16 protein-coding genes are annotated in these 18,084 nt (G+C 73.8%); 9 read left to right on the plus strand and 7 right to left on the minus strand.

What is annotated here, in order from left to right:
- Window positions 1-8: 8 nt before the first annotated feature.
- On the minus strand, window positions 9-1,955 hold the full coding sequence (locus AB0I11_RS00535; protein ID WP_357308358.1) for a cell wall-binding repeat-containing protein: 1,947 nt from the start codon (window positions 1,953-1,955) through the stop codon (window positions 9-11).
- 229 nt (window positions 1,956-2,184) lie between these two features.
- Here AB0I11_RS00535 and AB0I11_RS00540 point away from each other — a divergent pair, with 229 nt between their 5' ends.
- The gene (locus tag AB0I11_RS00540; protein ID WP_357308361.1) at window positions 2,185-4,188 is read left to right on the plus strand and encodes a cell wall-binding repeat-containing protein; all 2,004 of its coding nucleotides are present in this window, start codon (window positions 2,185-2,187) and stop codon (window positions 4,186-4,188) included.
- A 48-nt stretch (window positions 4,189-4,236) separates the two neighbouring features.
- Here the strand turns inward: AB0I11_RS00540 and AB0I11_RS00545 are convergent, their stop codons facing one another.
- The gene (locus AB0I11_RS00545; RefSeq protein WP_357308364.1) at window positions 4,237-4,620 is read right to left on the minus strand and encodes a VOC family protein; all 384 of its coding nucleotides are present in this window, start codon (window positions 4,618-4,620) and stop codon (window positions 4,237-4,239) included.
- Complete coding sequence (locus AB0I11_RS00550) at window positions 4,617-4,973, minus strand: DUF1801 domain-containing protein (RefSeq protein WP_357308367.1); 357 nt, start codon at window positions 4,971-4,973, stop codon at window positions 4,617-4,619. Before AB0I11_RS00550 ends, AB0I11_RS00545 begins: the two co-directional genes overlap by 4 nt.
- Window positions 4,974-5,082: 109 nt before the next feature.
- On the opposite strand from AB0I11_RS00550, the gene AB0I11_RS00555 reads away from it, so the two are divergent.
- From AB0I11_RS00555 to AB0I11_RS00570, 4 genes are all read left to right on the plus strand, one after another.
- Window positions 5,083-6,054: a LysR family transcriptional regulator gene (locus AB0I11_RS00555; protein WP_357308370.1), complete on the plus strand. Its 972-nt coding sequence runs from the start codon at window positions 5,083-5,085 to the stop codon at window positions 6,052-6,054.
- 127 nt (window positions 6,055-6,181) lie between these two features.
- Window positions 6,182-8,134, plus strand: coding sequence for a cell wall-binding repeat-containing protein (locus AB0I11_RS00560; protein WP_357308373.1), 1,953 nt, complete (start codon window positions 6,182-6,184; stop codon window positions 8,132-8,134).
- A 301-nt stretch (window positions 8,135-8,435) separates the two neighbouring features.
- A complete protein-coding gene (locus AB0I11_RS00565; RefSeq protein WP_357308376.1) occupies window positions 8,436-10,589 on the plus strand; it encodes a N,N-dimethylformamidase beta subunit family domain-containing protein in 2,154 nt (717 codons plus the stop codon).
- 23 nt (window positions 10,590-10,612) lie between these two features.
- Window positions 10,613-11,215, plus strand: a complete 603-nt coding sequence (locus tag AB0I11_RS00570) for an NUDIX domain-containing protein (protein WP_357308379.1) — start codon at window positions 10,613-10,615, stop codon at window positions 11,213-11,215.
- A gap of 31 nt (window positions 11,216-11,246) precedes the next feature.
- Here AB0I11_RS00570 and AB0I11_RS00575 read toward each other — a convergent pair whose 3' ends face one another.
- On the minus strand, window positions 11,247-12,293 hold the full coding sequence (locus AB0I11_RS00575; RefSeq protein ID WP_357308382.1) for a hypothetical protein: 1,047 nt from the start codon (window positions 12,291-12,293) through the stop codon (window positions 11,247-11,249).
- A gap of 42 nt (window positions 12,294-12,335) precedes the next feature.
- Window positions 12,336-12,656: a helix-turn-helix transcriptional regulator gene (locus tag AB0I11_RS00580; protein WP_357309995.1), complete on the minus strand. Its 321-nt coding sequence runs from the start codon at window positions 12,654-12,656 to the stop codon at window positions 12,336-12,338.
- 122 nt (window positions 12,657-12,778) lie between these two features.
- Between AB0I11_RS00580 and AB0I11_RS00585 the strand changes: the two genes are divergently transcribed.
- The gene (locus AB0I11_RS00585) at window positions 12,779-13,834 is read left to right on the plus strand and encodes a MerR family transcriptional regulator (protein ID WP_357308385.1); all 1,056 of its coding nucleotides are present in this window, start codon (window positions 12,779-12,781) and stop codon (window positions 13,832-13,834) included.
- Window positions 13,835-13,863: 29 nt separating this feature from the next.
- The gene (locus AB0I11_RS00590) at window positions 13,864-14,742 is read left to right on the plus strand and encodes an LLM class flavin-dependent oxidoreductase (RefSeq protein WP_357308388.1); all 879 of its coding nucleotides are present in this window, start codon (window positions 13,864-13,866) and stop codon (window positions 14,740-14,742) included.
- Between the two features lie 123 nt (window positions 14,743-14,865).
- Here the strand turns inward: AB0I11_RS00590 and AB0I11_RS00595 are convergent, their stop codons facing one another.
- Both AB0I11_RS00595 and AB0I11_RS00600 read right to left on the minus strand, forming a co-directional pair.
- Window positions 14,866-15,300 (minus strand): ASCH domain-containing protein, encoded by a 435-nt coding sequence (locus AB0I11_RS00595; protein WP_357308391.1) that lies wholly within the window; start codon window positions 15,298-15,300, stop codon window positions 14,866-14,868.
- A 101-nt stretch (window positions 15,301-15,401) separates the two neighbouring features.
- Window positions 15,402-15,953, minus strand: a complete 552-nt coding sequence (locus AB0I11_RS00600) for a phosphoribosyltransferase (protein WP_357308394.1) — start codon at window positions 15,951-15,953, stop codon at window positions 15,402-15,404.
- A 196-nt stretch (window positions 15,954-16,149) separates the two neighbouring features.
- Between AB0I11_RS00600 and AB0I11_RS00605 the strand changes: the two genes are divergently transcribed.
- Both AB0I11_RS00605 and AB0I11_RS00610 read left to right on the plus strand, forming a co-directional pair.
- Window positions 16,150-16,779, plus strand: a complete 630-nt coding sequence (locus AB0I11_RS00605) for a septal ring lytic transglycosylase RlpA family protein (protein WP_357308397.1) — start codon at window positions 16,150-16,152, stop codon at window positions 16,777-16,779.
- A 100-nt stretch (window positions 16,780-16,879) separates the two neighbouring features.
- Window positions 16,880-18,007 carry a PP2C family protein-serine/threonine phosphatase gene (locus tag AB0I11_RS00610; protein ID WP_357308400.1) on the plus strand — a complete coding sequence of 376 codons (1,128 nt, stop codon included), beginning with the start codon at window positions 16,880-16,882 and terminating at the stop codon, window positions 18,005-18,007.
- Window positions 18,008-18,084: the final 77 nt, after the last annotated feature.

An 18,084-nucleotide genomic window follows, 5' to 3' on the forward strand; every position in this document is an offset into this window, starting at 1 on the left:
ATCCGTGGCTAGCCGGTGATCCGCAGGCCGCTGGGGTCCGCGGCGGCCGGCGTCCCGGTTGCGGCGGCCGGTGCGACGCCGTCGGTGACGGTGCCGTTGGTGGTCACGTCGTAGCGGAGCGGTCCGCTCAGCGCACCGCCGAGCTGGGCCGCCTCCGCGTCACCGACGACGGCCGAGGAGCCGAAGACCAGGGCGGTGTGCACCGACCCGCCGTAGTAGCTGCCGTACAGCCAGGCGTCCGGGTGGAGGCTGCCGTTGGCGCCGGCGGTGAGCAGCAGCGGACCCTTGAGCTGCGCCATGAGCGCACCGCCGGCCAGCGCGTCCGGCCAGTTCATCGCGGTCACCAGGCCGACGTGGTGGCCCCGGCCGAAGAAGGTCCAGTTGACCTTGGCCGCCGTGCCGAACCGGTCGTCGCCCCACAGGTCGGTCGCCTGGTACGGCGCGGTGGCGGCCACCGCCTGCCGGCCGATGCTGTACAGCGTGCCGGAGCCGGCGTGTGCGTCCAGGTAGGCCTTGGTGGCCGGCGGCAGCCTGTCGTCGTTGGTGAGGACGACCACGGCCGACGTGCCGCCGCCGTAGCGGGAGCCGGCGGCCGCCCCGGCGGTGAGCGCGTCCGGGAAGTCCATGCCGGTCGCGGCGAGGATCAGGTCGGGGGTCGGATCGATCAGGTTGGCGATGGCGGTCGCGGTGGCGAACCGGTCCGCTCCGGCGAGCCGGATGGGCCGGTAGCCGAGGGCGGCGATCTGGTCCTGGACGCTCTGCGCGAGCGCGCCGGTGCTGCCGAGGAGAAAGACCGTGCCGCCGGCCGGCAGCACCCGCCTGATCTCCGCGGCCGCCGCCGCGTTGAGCCGGTCCGGCGGCGTCATCAGCAGCGGGCCGCGCTTCGCCGCGGCCAGCGCCGATCCGCCCAGCGCGTCGGCGAAGGTGTCCGACCGGGTCAGGACGGCCGAGCCGGCGGGCGGCCGCTTGTCGGCCGCGTCACCGGCGGTGCCCCAGTACGACCGGGAGGCCGCCACCGCCGTGCCGAAGCGGTCCGTACCGGCGAGCCGCACCACGTGGTCCCGCCGCCGGGGCTGGTACGCGGGAACGCCGTTGAGCCCCGCCACGACGTGCGGCGCGGCGGCCTGGCTGCCGTCGGCCGGCGCGGTCGCGACGGTCGAGGTCCCGGTGCCCTGGTTGAACGCGATGGTGGTGTCGTCCGGCGACCAGTCCGGGTTGTCGTGGGCGACGGCGTTCGACGTCACCTGGACCAGCTTGCCGCCGGAGGTGTCGGCGGCCCAGATCTGGCCGCCGCGGACGAACGCCACCCGGTTGCCGTCCGGGGAAAGCGCCGGGTTGGCGGCGTCGCCGGCGATGAGGGTGAAGCTGTTCCCGCTGACGAAGCCGATCTCGGGGGTGCCGGTCGGGTTGCCGGCGCCGTCGTCGGCCTGCCGTTGGGCCACCACCTGCTGGCTGTCGGCGGTGTCCGGGTTCAGGTAGTGCCGGCCGTCGGGGGGTGAGACCTGGATGGGGTCGTTGTCGCAGCACTCGGGGGTGTTCAGCTCCAGCCGCCAGCGGTCGCCGAACGGCTTCGCCGACCAGACGATGCTGGTGCTGTCGCCGATCCAGTGCGGGTCGCGGCGTTCGGTCTGGTAGCCGGGCGAGGCGATGGAGAAACCGACGTCGGCGTCGTCGTGACGGAGGGTGCGGATGTCGCCGAACTGGGTGACGAAGGCGGCCAGGCTGCCGTCGGGGGACCACGAGGCGTACCCGATCTTCACGAACGACGTGCTGCGCACGGCGGTGCCGTCGGCGAAGGTGATGGCGGAGCCGCCGTCGCTCGCGGAGAGCACCGCCCCGGTGCCGCTGTGTCCGGCGGTGGCCGGGGCCGCGCCCGCGGTGACCGCCGCGGTGCCGGCGACGAGGAGCGAGACGGCGGCCAGGGCCACCGGCCGGCGGGTCAGGTGTGGAGGCAAGACGGAGTCCTCTCGCACGGGAGGAGTCGGAAAGTGGGCGCCCGAACGGCGCGCGCCTCGGACTTTAGGGGACGTGGATGCGCTTCGCTGGCCCTGCTCGGGCACGAAATGGGGGCGGCACGGGCGGAACAGGTTCTCTACAGTGGTGACCCGTACGCGTCGTCCCCACCGCCGCGACAGCGGGCGATACCGCGGGGCCGCGACCGTTTCTTCCACGGGGAGTTCTTCTTTGTCTCGAAACCAACTGCGGCGGCGCGGCGGGTTCGCCGCGGCCCTCGCGATCGCGTCGGGCGCCCTGGTCGCCGCGGCGCCACCCGCCTCCGCCAGCCTGCCCGGCGGCGGCAACGTGCTGACCATCGGCAACAGCAGCAGCACGGTGCGGATCGTCGGTGACCCGTCCCGGTCCACCCTGACCAGCCCGGTCGGCGAGGCGATGCGGGACGTGTCGTGGTCGCCGGACGGCAGCCGCATGATCTACCTGAGCCCGGACCAGCGCATCCGGTCGGTGCGCTGGACGGGAGCGGCGAGCGTGGCGGACGTCGCCATCGCGCCGATCCCGGGCAACCAGCGGGCGGGCACCTCCTGGGTGGGCGACGGCAGCAGCATCGTCTGGGCCGAGAAGTGGGACTTCGATCAGCGGTGGACCATCCGGATCGGCCCGAGCACCTGGAGCGTCGCCTCGGAGCAGATCTCGCCGTACGGCACCGGCAAGCACTACCGGAACCCGGACGGCGGCCCGAACGGGCTGGTGGTGTTCCAGCGCGAGGACGACGACGGCGCCGGGAACCCGACGGGCCGCCCGGCGGTCATGCTCTACGACCCACGCAAGCCCGACGGCAACCGGGTGACGGTGGTCAGCTCCAACGGTGCGAACCCGGCGCTGTCGCCCGACGGCACCCGGGTCGCCTTCGTCCGGGACGGCCAGATCGTGGTGTCCGACCTGACCGGAGGCAGCGAGTGGGTGGTGGCCGGTAGCCCGCCGTTCCGCGACAACCCGACCTGGTCCCCGGACGGCTGGACGATCGCGTACAGCCAGGAGGGCAAGGTCGGCACCGTCGGCATCGTGGCCGGCGACCAGCCGAAGATCGTCTCGGACACCGCCGGGGTGCCCGCCTACCAGCCGCGCAACGTGGACCGGGTGGCCCGGCTCTCCGGCAGCAACCGGTTCACCACCGGCACGGCGATCTCGCGGTCGCACTGGGCGAGCGCCGCCGACCAGGCCGACCCGCGCGAGCGGGCCCGGACCGTGGTGCTGTCCCGCTCGGACACCTTCGCCGACGCGCTCGGCGGCTCCGCGCTGGCCGCGGCCAAGCACGGGCCGCTGCTGCTGACGCCGCCGACCGCGCTCCAGGCGGACACCGCCGCCGAGCTGACCCGGGTACTGGCCCCGGGCGGCACCGTCTACCTGCTGGGCAGCCCGGGTGCGCTCTCCACCCAGGTGGCGGACCAGGTCACCGCGCTGGGCTACCAGGTGCGCCGGCTGGCCGGGCCGGACCGGTTCGCCACCGCCGTGGCCATCGCCCGGGAGATGCGGCCCGAGCCCGACAACCTCGCGATGATCTTCGTGGCCACCGGGATGGACTTCCCGGACGCCCTGGCCGCCGGCGCGGCGGCCCGGAACTACGACTTCGCCGACATCCCGCGCGCCGTGGTGGTGCTGACCAACGACGGCGTGATGCCGCAGGCCAGCCGCGACTACCTCGACTCGCTCGGCCCCGACCTGACCATCTTCGGCATCGGCCGGTCCGGGGCGCAGGCGGCGAAGTCGTACGACACCGACGCCCTCGAGGTGCTCGGTGACAATCGGTTCGACACGGCCTCGCAGGTCGCGAAGATCTTCTTCGAGGGCCAGCGGTACGCCGGCGTCGCCACCGGCCTGGACTGGCCGGACGCCCTCGCCGGTGGGGCGTTGATGGGCACGCTCGACGGCCCGCTGCTGCTCACCCCCGGCACGGCCACCGATCTCGGCGTGGCGTGCCGAGCCACCCTGGACGAGACCAGCGGCGCGGTGCGTACCGGCGTGGTCTTCGGTTCGGCGGGCGCGGTCACCGACCGTCAGCTCGGGCAGGTCGGGACCTGGCTCGGCGGCCCGGCGGGCGCCCGCGCGGTGGTCAACCCGACGGATCTGACCGGATTCCGCACCGCGCCGGCCCTGACCGCTCGCGCGGACCGGACCGGGAGCGTGGCGGACGAGAAGGCCGAGGCGGCGCGCCGGGCGCGGCTGGCCGGCTGAGCCGTATCGCGGCACGAGGGGCGCGGCCGGGTGCGGCCGGGCCCCTCGTCATTCCGGGTACCAGCGCAGCTCGACGGTGTTGCCGTCCGGGTCGCGTACGTAGATCGAGGTGGCGGTGCCCCGGGCGCCGAACCGGGACACCGGCCCGGTCAGCACCGTGAACATCCCCGAGTCGATCACCGACTGCCAGTCGAGCGGCTCGACGACCAGGCAGAAGTGGTCGACGTTCGACCCGCTCGGCTCGCCCTCCACCAGGTCGATGATGGTGTCGGCGTTCACCCGTACCGAGGGGAAGGGCGCCTCCCCGGCCCGCCAGCGGTCGACCCGGACCGGCTCCAGGCCGAGGGTGCCGCAGTAGAAGGCCAGGGCCGGCTCGATGGCGGCGACGGTGAGCACCAGATGGTCGAAGCCGGTGACCTTCACGCCGCTCATCGCTCGGCCAGCCCGTACGCCTGGCGCAGCCAACTGGTGAACAGCTCCGGGTCGATGTCGTCGACGGCGCGGAGCTTGACCGACGCCATCCGCCGCGCGCCGGGCGCCAGCCGGCTGGTGTCGTCCACCACGTCCTGCCCGTGCCACAGCCCGAAGGTGAGATAGCTCGCGTACGCCTTCACCAGGCAGATCGGTGTCTGACCCGGCCGGTCGCCGAGCCCCCACACCGGGTGGCCGTGCCACATCGCGGCGGTGGCCGCCGGCAACGCGACGTCGATGACGGTCCGCAGCTTCTCGCCGGCCTCCCGCAGTGGCGTTTCCAGGCCGGCCAGGTAGGTGGTGACGGGGTCCATGGGGTTCCTCTCCTCGAAGCGGTCACCCTCCACCCTGGTCCGGACGTCGGGGCCGACCAAGACACGATCGGGCTACGATCGTTGACCAGGATTCAACGGTGAGGACGGAATGCTGGAGCGGTACGAGATCGAGACGTTCCTGACCCTGGCCGAGGAGCTGCACTTCGGTCGGACCGCCGAGCGGCTGCGGGTGACCACCGGGCGGATCAGTCACGTGGTGCGCAAGCTGGAACGCCGGATCGGGGCGCCGCTCTTCGAGCGCACCAGCCGGGTCGTCCGGCTCACCCCGATCGGCACCCAGCTCGCCGCGGACCTGCGCCCGCTGGTAGCCGGGATGGCCGCCGCCGTGGAGCGGGCCGTGGCGGCCGGCCGGGGGATCACCGGCGAGCTGCGGGTGGCGTACGTCGGTGAGTCGGCCGCGCCGGTGCTGCTCCGGGCGGTCAGCCTCTTCGCCAGGCGGCACCCGGACTGCGTGGTGCACGTCCAGGAGGCGTCGCTGGCCACCACCCGGTCGAGCCTGCGGGACGGCACGCTCGACGTGCTCATCGCCTCGTACCCCTTCGGCGGGATGGCCAACGGCCCCGCGCTGCTCCGCGAGGAGCGGGTCCTCGCGGTGGCCGCGGACCACCCGCTGGCCGGCGCCGAGTCGGTGTCGCTGGAGGTGCTCGGTGACTATCCGGTCGTGCAGTACCCGGCGGTGACCTCGGTCGAGTTCAAGCGCGACCGCACCCCGGACCGGACGCCCGCGGGCCGGCCGGTGCCCAAGGGGCCGGTCGGCAACACCTTCTCGGAGCTGCTGGCCCTGGTCGCGATGGGGCGGGGCGTGCTGCCGGTCGGCGAGCAGGCGCGGCAGTACTACGCCCGGCCGGACGTCGTGTACGTGCCGATCCGGGACGCGCCACCGATCCTGCGCGGCCCCGTCTGGCTGGCCAGCAACACCACCGCCAGGGTACGCGAGTTCGTCCGGGCGGCGGTCGACGCCAACCCGCTCGCACCGGTCTCGCCTCCCCCGAACGGTCCAGTGATCAATATGACGGCGAGTGGGGCAGCGAAATCCTCCGCCACCTCCTATGGTGACTGAAACAACGCGCCGCCCCGCGCCGGATCGGCCGGCGGACGGGTGAATTGCTACGGCGCGCTTCTAGCAGGGAGTTCCCTTGCGTTCACGTTCTCTTCGTAGGGCCACCGCGCTTGCGTCCGCCCTCGCGGTGGGTTCGACCGCATTCGCGGCCACCGGCCCGGCCCAGGCCAGCCTGCCCGGCACGGGCAGCGTCCTGACCACGTCCAACGGCAGCAATGTCCTGAAGTTCTACGGCGCCTCCCCATCTTTGTTGACCAACCCGGTCGACTCGCAGATGATCGGCGCTTCCTGGTCACCGGACGGCAGCCGAGCCGCCTACATCGACCAGGACGGCGGGATCTCCTCGATCCGTTTCAACGGCGCGGGCGACATCCTCTACATCCTTCCTCCGGAGGACAGCGTCGTCCGGAGCAGCGTGTCCTGGCGCGGCAACGGCAGCAGCGTCGTCTGGGCCGAGCGGGACTGGTCCGCCGACGGCACCAACCGCTGGGCCATCCGGGTGGCCCCCAGTTCCTCCCTCTTCTCGGGTGGACAGCTCACCCCTGACGACGGCCAGGACTACCTGAACCCGGACGGCGGCGTCGAGGGTCTGGTGGTGTTCCAGCGCCAGGCCGACAACGGCTCCGGCACGCCGACCGGCCAGGCGGCGGTCATGCTCTACAACCCGAACTCCGGTGTCGAGGTCGTCGACGACAACGGGTCCAACCCGGCCATCTCGCCGGACGGCAAGCGGGTGGCGTTCGTCCGCGCCGGCCAGATCGTCACCTCCGACCTGGCCGGCGAGGACGAGATCGTGGTGGCGACCGGCACGAACGACAACCCCACCTGGTCGCCGGACGGCAAGACGCTGGCCTTCACCCGGGGCAGCGGGGTGTCCACCGCCCTGGCGGACGGTTCGCAGTCCGGCGCGCCGGTCACGGTGAGCGGCGCCAGCGGCGTGCCCGCCTACCAGCCGCGTAACAAGGACCGGGCGATCCGGCTCGCCGGCTCGAACCGGTTCACCACCGCGACCGCCTCGTCGCAGTCGCACTGGGCCACCTACGGCGCCTCGGCCGACGAGCGCGAGCAGGCGCAGGTCGCGGTGCTGTCCCGGTCGGACACCTTCGCCGACGCGTTGGCCGGCTCGGCGCTGGCCGCTGCCAAGGGCGGCCCGCTGCTGATGACCCCGACCGCCTCGCTCAACGTGGACACCGCGAACGAGCTGAAGCGGACGCTGGCCCCGGGCGCCACGGTCTACGTGCTCGGCAGCGAGGGCGCGCTCTCCGCGACGGTCTTCAACGCGGTGACGAGCCTCGGCTTCCACCCGGTCCGGCTCGCCGGCAGCAACCGGTTCAGCACCTCGGTGGCGATCGCCAAGGAGATCAACCCGAACCCGGAGCTGGTGCTGCTCGCCACGGGGATGAACTTCCCCGACGCGCTCGCGGCGGGCGCCGCGGCCGGCTCCTACCGCGGTGACGCCGTGGTGGTGCTGACCCAGGACGCCAAGATGCCGACGGACACCAAGGCATTCCTCGACACGCTGCCGGCCGACTCGCGTTACCTGTTCGGCATCGGCAAGTCCGCCTACCAGGCGGGCGCCGCGTACGACGGGGACACCTACCCGGTGGCCGGCGACAACCGGTTCGAGACGGCGTACCTGACCGCGTTCACCTTCTTCGCCGGGGAGAACCACGTCGGTCTCGCCACCGGCATGGACTGGCCGGACGCGCTCTCCGGTGGCGCGCTGATGGGTCGCCTCAACGGCCCGCTGCTGCTCTCGCTGGGCACGTCCAGCAGCCTGAGCGTGGAGGCCGCCTGGCGGCTGGACGAGTCGAGCGGCTCGATCAACACCGGCCTGGTCTTCGGCTCCGCCGCGGTGGTCAGCGCCGGCCAGCACAGCCAGCTCGGCACCTGGATCGGCGGCCCGCTCGGGTCGTCGCAGCTGAACAACGCCACCGACGTTGGTGTGTTGATGGCTCCGGTGAAGAACGGGGTCAGCGCCCTGCGCTCGGCCGACGTCACCGCCGCCGAGGCCGACACCGCCAGCATGCGTTCGCCGGAGGAGGCGGCCGCCGTGGCTCGCGAGGTCCGCAAGCACTGACCGCACGATGCGACGAGGGGCCCGGTCGAACTGACCGGGCCCCTCGCCCGTTTCCGGGCCCGGTTCGCCGGCGGCCCGACCGGCCGGCGGACAGCCCGCGAGCGGGGTCGCCCGTTACCGTCAATCCCCCCACCCGGCACAGCTGGCCGGTGGATCCGTCGGTCGTGCCCCCCGGAACGGACTGATTGCTCAGTCAGGCACTGGCGCGGGGCGACGAACTCCCGTATATCGGCGTAGGTTGCGCGGCAATCGGACGCCGAAACGGGGGAAAGTCATGGGGGACAGGGCGAACGCGGGTGGCGTGCCACGCCGACGGGTGCTGCGCGACGGGGCGGTCATCGCCGCCGCCGTACCCGCCGTCACGCTGGCCCTGCCGGAGGGTGCGTCGGCCGCGGTGCCCGCCTTCGACCCGCAGCAGCGGTTCACCCGCCTGATCGGTGGCGGCAACGGCGTCATCTACGCCATCCAGCCGGACGGCGTGCTGCTCTGGTACCGGCACACCGGCTGGCAGACCGGCGCGGCCACCTGGGCGAGCGGATCCGGCCGGCGGATCGGCACCGGGTGGAACCAGTTCCGGACCGTGCTCGGCAGCGTCGACGGCTCGCTGTACGGCGTCCGCGGCGACGGCACGGTCCAGTACTACCGCTACCACCTGGCCGACGCGACGACCGGCGCCGGCACCTGGACCAGCGGCGGCCAGATCGGCGAGGGCTTCGACCGGTACCCCCGGCTGGCCGGCTTCGACGGCGCGTTCTACGGCCAGAACCGCGACGGCGAGTTGTTCCTGCACCAGTACGACCCGCAGCTCGAGGGCTGGCCGGTCGAGGCGCGCCGGATCGGCAACACCTTCGCCGACTGCCTGGTGCAGGCGGACACCGACGGGGTGATCTACGCGTACCGCTACGGCACCATCCTCTGGTACCGCTACACCGCCGACGGCGGCTGGGCGTCCGGGGCGCGGTTCCAGCTCAAGACCGGGTTCCGCGACTGCGGCCTGAACGAGGGCGTGTGGCTCACCGGCCAGGGGTCGCTCTACACCATCTCGCCCGACCCGGCCGCGAACAAGCAGACCGGCATCCTGATGCACTACCGGCTGTCGAACTACAAGACGGCGGGCACCGACGCCAAGGCGACCTGGATCAACAGCGGCGCCGCGCGCAAGGTCGGCAGCGGGTGGACGATCCAGACCCAGGCGGCCATGCAGGGGTACGCCAACACGCCGAGCGTGACCCAGGGCGGCACCGCCCGAGTGGCGGTCTCGACCGGCTTCCCGTCGATCACCGCGTCGCTGGTCCGGCTGGCGCCCAATCCGGGCGCGCCGGAGGTGGTGTCCGCACCGGTCAAGGTGACCGGCGGGGTGCAGGCGCTGCCGACCGGCTTCCTGGTCTCCGGCTGCCGGTGGGCCGACCGGGTGCAGTTCCCGATCCCGGCCGACTGCCAGCCCGGGCTCTACGCGGCCCGGCTGGAGGGTCCGCACCAGCTCAACCGGTACGTCCCGTTCGTGGTGAAGCCGACCTCTCCCAGCAACCGGGTCGCGGTGCTGTTGCCCACCTTCACCTACAACGCCTACAACGGGTGGGGCGGGCACAACCAGTACTGCACCGACTCGACCGGGCTCCGCCCGCTCACCCTGCGCCGGCCCTCCACCGAACTCAACGTGGACGACCCGGGGTTCCCCGACCACACCCTCCACTCCGACCTGCTGCTGATGCGCTGGATGTCCCGGCAGGGGTTCCTCTTCGACTGCTACGACGACGCCGACCTGCACGCCTCCGGCAGTTGGCTCACCTCGTACCGGGTGCTGGTGCTCGGCAGCCACCCCGAGTACTGGTCCGAGGCGATGCGCCAGCACCTGATCAACTACCAGGCGGGCGGCGGTCACATCGTCTACGCCGGCGGCAACGGGCTCTACGAGCGGGTCCGGGTGGACAGCTCCCGGACCCAGGTCACCTACCGCCGGTCGGACGGGCGGCGCGACGTCTACACCGAGTTGGGGCTGCCCGCCTCGCAGGTGCTGGGCACCAACTACTACAACTCCGGGAACTACGCGCCGTACCGGGTCGTCAACGACCATCCGTTGCTCGCCGGCACCGGCCTCATCGTGGGCAGCCGGTTCGGCGCCACCGGCTACAACGGTGCGGCCAGCGGCTGGGAGGTGGACGGCATGCGCGGACTGGCCGGTGAGGCCGCCGAGCACCAGGTCATCGCCCGGGGCGAGAACGAGAAGGGCGGTGCCGCGATGGTCTTCATCGAGAAGCCGAACGGCGCCATGGTGTTCAGCGCCTCCTCGATCTCCTTCGCCGGCGGGCTCGACCGTGATCCGGCGATGTCGACGCTGTTCCAGAACGCGTTCCGCCGGATGCTGAAGTCGACCCGCCCGGTCAGGTCGGTCTGGACGCCGATGGAGCGGACCACCCCGGCACCGGCGATCAAGGAGCCGTCGCCCAGCGAGTGACGCTCATGGACGAGACTGGGCGGGTGCGAGTGCAGTCCGAGATCCGCCGCCTGGTCCAGTCCATGAACCCGCTCGACGACGTCGAGGCACGCCATCGTGCGGCGTGCCTCGACTGGTTGCGCGGCACCGACGACATCTTCCGTCGGGAGAAGCCGCGAACCCCCTCGCCGCACCTGGTCGCGTACTTCCTGTTGCGGGACTCCACGGACGGCGCGGTGCTGCTGGTGGACCACCGCAAGGCGGGGATGTGGCTGCCGACCGGCGGTCACGTCGAGCCGGGCGAGCACCCGGCGGAGACCGTACGCCGGGAGGTGCTGGAGGAGTTGGGCGTACGGGCCGTCTTCTCCCCGCCGTTCGGCGAGCGTCCGGTCTTCCTCACCGTCACGGAGACCGTCGGCACCCCGGCGGACCGGCACACCGATGTGAGTCTCTGGTACGTGCTCAGCGGCCGCCGCGACCAGCGGCTCGCCCCGGATCCCGACGAGTTCCGCAGCGTGCGCTGGTGGAGCCCCGCCGAGGTGGCCGCGGCCGAGCCGGGAACGGTGGAGCCGCACCTCGACCGGATGCTGACCAGACTGAGCGGGGCCGGGGGTGGACGAGCGGGGGCCGTCGGTATCGGCGGGTGAGGGGAGCGCCGGTCGGCGGCATGCGCGTCCTTCAGGCGGCGGCGGGTCGGGGCAGCGGCTCGGGCTGCGGGCCGGGCCGGGCGGCCCGGGTCAGTGCCGCCGACGCGGCGATCAGGCCGAGCAGGAAGAGGGGCGAGGCGGTGGGCAGGCCGAGCCACTCCCAGAGCGGGTGCCACTGCGGGTGCGGCAGGCGCACCTGGTGCAGGAGGAGGACCGGCGCGGCGGCCAGCGCCGGCCCCGCCCAGAGCCACATGGTGATCCAGTAGAGGAGGGTCACCTCCCGGCGGGACTGGCCGCGCCGGCTCGCCCAGCCGAAGACGAACCAGCCGGTCAGGGCGCCCGCGAGGCCGGCGACCACGGCGGCCGGCAGGACCGCCGGCGGGGTCGTCCGGCGCAGCTCGAGGGTGAGGAACGAGCCGGCGGCGCCGGTCGGCAGCACCAGCCGGAGGGCGGTGTCGCCCCGGGTGGCGGTCAGCTCGACGTCGGGTCCGCCGCGGGCGCCGATGCCGCCCGTACGGTGGGCCGTCGGTGAGACCTGCCAGCCGGCGTCGACCAGCCGCTGCCGGGCCGTGTCGAGAACCTGCGCCGGGGTGGTCAGCGGCCGGTTGGTGGCGGACACCACCGTGCTGCCCTCCTGGTAGGCGCGTCCGCGCACCAGCAGCCAGGGCAGGCCCCGCACGCCGACGGGTTCGCCGCCGACCTCGAAGAGGGCGGTAGCGCTGTCGATCCGGGTGGCCCGGTGGCCGGGTAGCGTGGTGGCGAGCGCCGCGGCGGCCTCCGCCCGGTCGGGCTGGGGCCGGGAGGTCTCCCAGGCGGCGCGGGCGGCCAGTGCGGCGGTGAACAGCCCGCAGATCAGCGCGGTGAGGGCGGCCCAGGCGACCACGGTACGGCTGGCGGGCCGGCCGAGGCGGCAGCGGAGGCCGTTGCGGAGCAGGTTGAGCGCGGCGGCGACGGTGGGTCGGGTCCGTCCCGGTGGGTTGGTGTCCAGCAGCAGGCCGAGCAGTTCCTCGCCGCGTTCCCGCCGGTAGGGCCGGGGGTAGGCGAGCAGGAGCCGGCGGTAGTGGTGGGCGAGCGACACGGGTCTCCCCTTCGTCACGGGCGGGGGCGGGCGGTGACCGGATCAGGTGGTGCGGGGGCGCAGGGCGCGCAGCCGGGTCTCGGCGGCGGTGGCGAGCTGGCGCAGCCGGGCGGTCTCGGCCCGGAGGGCGTCGAGGCCCGGTGGGGTGAGCCGGTAGTAGCGGCGGAGCCGGCCGTCCACCACCTCTTCCCGGTCGGGCTCCACGAGGCCCTGGGCGGTGAGCCGGTCGAGCGCGGTGTAGAGCGTGCCGGGCAGCAGGGTGACGCGCTGCGCGGAGAGCGCGGTCACCTCCTGGATGATCCCGTAGCCGTGCCGGGGACCGGCGGCGAGCGCGGTGAGGATCAGGAACGTCGGCTCACGCATCTGGGTCACTCAGGCAATATATATAAGTGATCGATACATCGTCAATCCCTTGACCCTGCCCCTGCGGCAAGCCCCAGCGTGGGTCGTGCCGGTCACCGGACCGGCACGAGGAGGATGGGGCGGTGCGGTTGCTGACCATCGGTGCGTTCGCGCGGGCGGCCCGGCTGACGGCCAAGGCGCTGCGGCTCTACGACGAGTTGGGGCTGCTGCCCCCGGCCGCGGTCGACCCGCACTCGGGCTACCGCTACTACGCGCCGGCGCAACTCGACCGGGCCCGGCTGATCGCCGCCCTGCGGCGGGCCGGCATGCCACTGGCCGAGATCCGGACCGTCTGCGGCTTGGACCCCGAGGCCGCGGCCGAGGCGGTCGACGGCTGGTGGCGCCGGGTCAGCGCCGACACGGCCGCCCGCGGCCGCGCCGTCGCGCTCCTCGTCGACCAGCTCACCGAGAGGAGCACCACCATGTCCGAGACCACCTTCCGGTACGCCGTCCGCTGCGAGACCGGCTCGGTCCGCGACTCCAACGAGGACACCGCGTACGCCAGCGACACCCTGCTCGCCGTGGCGGACGGGATGCGCGGCCCGGGCGGCGCCGCGGCCAGCACCGCCGCCGTGGACGCGCTCCGGCCGCTGGAACTGGCCGACGCGCCGGCCGCCGAGCTGCTCGGCACGCTGGCCGACGCGGTGGCCGCCGCCGAGCGGACCGTACGCGCACACGCCGCCGGCGAGCACCGCCCGGTCACCACCCTCACCGCAGTCCTGCGGCGCGGCACCCAGCTGGCGCTGGTGCACGTCGGGGACACCCGGGCGTACCTGCTGCGCGGGGGCGAGCTGTCCCGGCTGACCCAGGACCACACCTACGTGCAGTCGCAGGTCGACCAGGGACACCTGACCCCGGCCGAGGCCGCGGCCCACCCGCAGCGGGCGCTGCTGTCCCGGGCGCTCGGGGCCGGCGCACCGGTCGAGGCCGACCTGGCGCTGCGGACCGCGCTGGCCGGGGACCGCTATCTGCTCTGCTCCGACGGGCTCTCCGCGGTGGTGGCCCCGGAGGCGCTGCGCGCCACGCTGGCCGACGCCGAGGATCCGGAGACCGCCGCCGGGCGCCTGGTCGAGCTGGCGTACGCCGGAGGCGCCCCGGACAACATCGCCTGCGTGGTGGCCGACGTGGTCGCCGGATAGTGTCCGGCCCGGGACGTACCCTGGCGATCATGCGGATTGGCATCGTGATCCTGCCGGACCAGCGCTGGGCGGACTCGCAGCGGCGCTGGCGGCAGGCCGACGAGTGGGGCTTCGACCACGCCTGGACCTACGACCACCTGGGCTGGCGGGACCTGGTCGACGGTCCCTGGTTCGACTCGATGACCACGTTGACCGCCGCCGCCACGGTCACCTCCCGGGTCCGGCTCGGCACCCTGGTCGCGTCGCCCAACTTCCGGCACCCGGCGGCCTTCGCCCGCCAGGTGACCGCGCTGGACGACGTCTCGGGCGGCCGGCTGCTGCTGGGGCTCGGCGCGGGCGGCATCGGCTTCGACGCCACCGTGCTCGGCGGGGAGACCCTGCCGCCCCGGCAGCGGGTCGACCGGTTCGCCGAGTTCACCGAGCTGCTGGACCTGGTCCTCCGGGAGGACGGCACCACCTGGCGGGGCGAGTGGTTCGCCGCGGTCGACGCCCGGAGCAACCCCGGCTGCGTCCAGCGGCCCCGGGTGCCGTTCGTGGTCGCCGCGAACGGGCCCCGCTCGATGCGCCTGGTCGCCCGGTACGGCCAGGGCTGGGTGACCACCGGCCTCGACGGCGACGACCTGGAGGGCTGGTGGTCCACGGTGGCCGACCTGGCCGGCCGGATGGACGAGACGCTGGCGAAGGCGGGGCGGGACCCGGCCACCCTGGACCGTTACCTCTCGCTCGACTCGGCGCCGGTCTTCTCGCTCAGCAACGTGGACTTCTTCGCCGAGCAGGTCGCCCGCGCGGCCCGGCTGGGCTTCACCGACGTGGTGACGCACTGGCCCCGGGCCAGCAGCTGGTACGCGGGCGACGAGGCGGTGCTGGTGGCGGCGGCGGACCTGCTGCCCGAGCTGCGCCGGCTCTGACCGTCGGTCGGGGTCAGCCGGAGCGGCGCCGGCGCTGCTGGTCGGTCGGGGTCAGCCGCAGCGCCGCCGGCGCTGCGGGTCAGTCGGGGTCAGTCGGGGCTGCGCCGACGCTGACCGCCGGGGTCAGGTGCCCAGGTCGCCGGTGGCGATGCCGCCGTCACCGGCGGAGACCAGCCGGAACCGGATGCACACCACCTGGCTGTCGTCGTCGACCGGGCAGCCCACCCCGGTCCAGTAGCGGCGGTGGCCCTCCCGCCACTCCTCGATCGACCGGTCACCCTCGCCCTCGGCGCGGGCGAACTCCCAGGGCACGTCGGCGAAGCGGACCACCTCGACCCCGGTGACCTCGACGACGCCGATCAGCGCGTCGTGGTCGTCGACCAAGGCCAGCCGCTCGCCGACGTGCTCCAGTTCCTCGTTCTCCGTCGCGTACTCGTCCGTCAGCAGGCCGGCGGTGGCGGTCTTCACGCCGGCCAGCACGAGGGTGTTCAGGTTGGCGCGCATCTCGCCGGGGTTGCCGAGGGCGAGGGTGCGCAGTCCACCGATCCGGGGCCACATCCTGCCGAGGCTAGTGGTCGCCCACCCGCCCGTCGCGCGATTTCCGGCCACCCCCGGGTCGTCGCGAGGCGGGGTGAGCGGTCAGCGGGGCGGGTGAGCGGTCAGCGGGGCAGCGACTCCCCGGTGAGCAGCGCGCGCAGCCCGAGCCGGGCGGCGACCTCCGGCGGGCAGGTCGCCACGAGGGCGGCGGCGCCGACCACCCGCGCCCCGGCGGCCGCGACCAGCCGGCCCAGCGCCTCGATCTGGGCGCCGCTGTCCACCCAGTCGTCGACCAGCAGCACCCGGTCGCCGGGGTCCAGCCGGTCGCCGTCGACGCCGAGGCGCAGCCGCCGGCCCCGGTGGTCCGGTGGCGTCTCGGCCCAGCGCGTCGCGCCCAGCCGCCGCCGCTCGCCCCCGTCCTTGTACGCGGGCAGGAAGCCGGCCCCGGTGGCCACCGCGACCAGCGGTCCGAGCAGCAGCCCGGTCACCTCGGGGGCGATCACCACGGTCGGGCGGGCGGCCGGGAAGAGACCGGCCAGGGCGGGCCCGACGGCGGCCAGCACGTTCGGATCCCGCCACCAGGCGGAGATGTCGCTGACCAGGTGGCTGCTGTCCGGGCCGGGGTCGACCCAGCGGAACAGCTCGATCAGGCGTCGGCGTAGCACGTCATCCATCCTCGGGCACCGCCGCCAGGCGAGGTGACGCGGCTCGGACCAGCGCTCCTTGGGCCGAACGGCTGAGTGGTACCGGCTCGATCGGCTACACGTATCCGGGGAAATATGGGCATACCACCATGATCACGTTGACGTCGGAAGTGCTTCTCTCGTTACGGTCCCACCCGGTTTGTTCCGCTGACGAAAGGACCGGGCGGTGGCTGCTAGGCACCTTCGTACCCGCAAGTTCTCCTCGCCCGCCGGCATCGCCGCGACCGCGGCCGTCGGCGTGGTGCTCGCCGTCGGCGGCACCGTCGGCGCGGTGCGGCTCACTGCGGCCGAGCCGGCCGCCGAGCCGGCCGTCGTCGAGGCCCTGCCCAGCACCCTCGCGCCCAGCCCCACCTCGCTCTCGCCGAGCCCGTCGGCAACGCCGAGCCTCAGCCCTTCTCCGACGGCCACCCCGAGCCCGACGGCGACCCGGACCCAGGCGGCGTCCCGGAGCAAGGCGCGGACCGCCAGCCCGAAGCCCACGGTGAAGAAGACCACCCCCGCCCCGAAGGTCGTCGACAGCGGCAGCTGCGGCGCGTCCTTCTACGACGAGGGGCAGATGACCGCGAACGGCGAGACGTTCAACCCGGACGCGCTGACCGCCGCGCACAAGACGCTGCCGTTCGACACCCGGGTGCGGGTGACCAACCCGGCCAACGGCAAGTCGGTCGTGGTGCGGATCAACGACCGGGGCCCGTACATCGACGGCCGCTGCCTCGACCTGTCCCGCGCCGCCTTCGCGGCCATCGCCGCCACCAGTCTGGGCGAGGTGACGGTCCGCTACGAGGTCCTCGGCTGACCGGCTGGCCGGCGGCGATCGGGCCGGCGTGGTGGACCGGCCGGGCAGAACCTTCTCGGACGACGGGCCAGCTTCATTCACGCGTTCACGTCCATCAGGCATGCTGTCCGGTGTACGCACGCATCCCTTCCAGTCGGGCCGCGGCCCACTGAGCCCCGGATCCCGCGCCGGCCTCGGCGCGGCCCTCGCGCTGCTCGCGGCCGTCTCCGCCGTCGAGCTGGCGGACGGCCGGGCGGCGCACTACCTGGCGCTGATGGTGGCCGCGCCGCTGCTCGCCGCCGCGCTGGCGTCCTGGCGGGTGGTGCTGGCGCTCGGTGTCCTGGCCACCGGCATCGCCGCGGCCTTCGCGCTCGTCGAGCGGACCGCCTCCCTGGTCACCGCCGTCAACGTCGCGGCCGTCGCCCTCGCCGCCGCGATCGCGGCCGCCGTGGCGGCGGTACGCCAGCGGCAGGCCGAGCAGATCGGCGAGCTGTCCCGGCTCGCCGCGGTCGCCCAGCAGGCGGTGCTCCGGCCGCTCGGCCCGCAGGTGGGCACCGTGGCGGTGGCCGCCCGGTACATCTCCTCCACCGCGACCGCCGAGATCGGCGGCGACCTGTACGAGGCGATGGACACCCCGTACGGCGTCCGCATGATCATCGGGGATGTCCGCGGCAAGGGACTGGACGCGGTCCGGCTGGCCAGCATCGTCCTCGGCTCCTACCGGCACGTGGCGTACGAGCGGGCGGACCTGCGCGCGGTGGTGACCGACCTGGACCGGGCGGTGGCCCGCAACGTGGGCGACGAGGACTTCGTCACCGCCGCGCTGGTCGAGGAGCGGGGCGGCACCCTCACCATCGTCAACTGCGGGCACCCGGCGCCGCTGCTGCTGCGCCAGGGCGAGGTGATCCCGCTCGAACCGCCGGCCCCGGCGCCGCCGCTGGGCTTCATGCCGGTGGTCCGGCCCCGGGTGGAGCGGCTGGAGCCCGGCGACCGGCTGCTGCTCTTCACCGACGGCCTCGGCGAGGCCCGGCGGGACGGGGAGTTCTTCCCCACCGCCGACCGGGCCTGGCGGTTGCTCGGCCACGGCACGGTCGCCGACGGGCTGGCCTCGCTGGAGACCGCGCTGGTCGAGTGGGTGCACGGCCGGCTGGACGACGACATCGCGCTGGTGCTGATGGAGTACGCCGGCCCGCGCAGCGGCGTGACGGCGGCCGTGCCGAGCTGGGAAGTGGGCGCGGCGGAGAGCTGATCCGGGCCGTACCGTCGGGTGAACCGGAACTGTGTAATCGCTGTCACTTCCGAGATCGGCTTGTCGTTGGCTACCGA

This window comes from Micromonospora sp. NPDC050495 (genome assembly GCF_040655175.1).
Taxonomy (GTDB): Bacteria; Actinomycetota; Actinomycetes; order Mycobacteriales; family Micromonosporaceae; genus Micromonospora.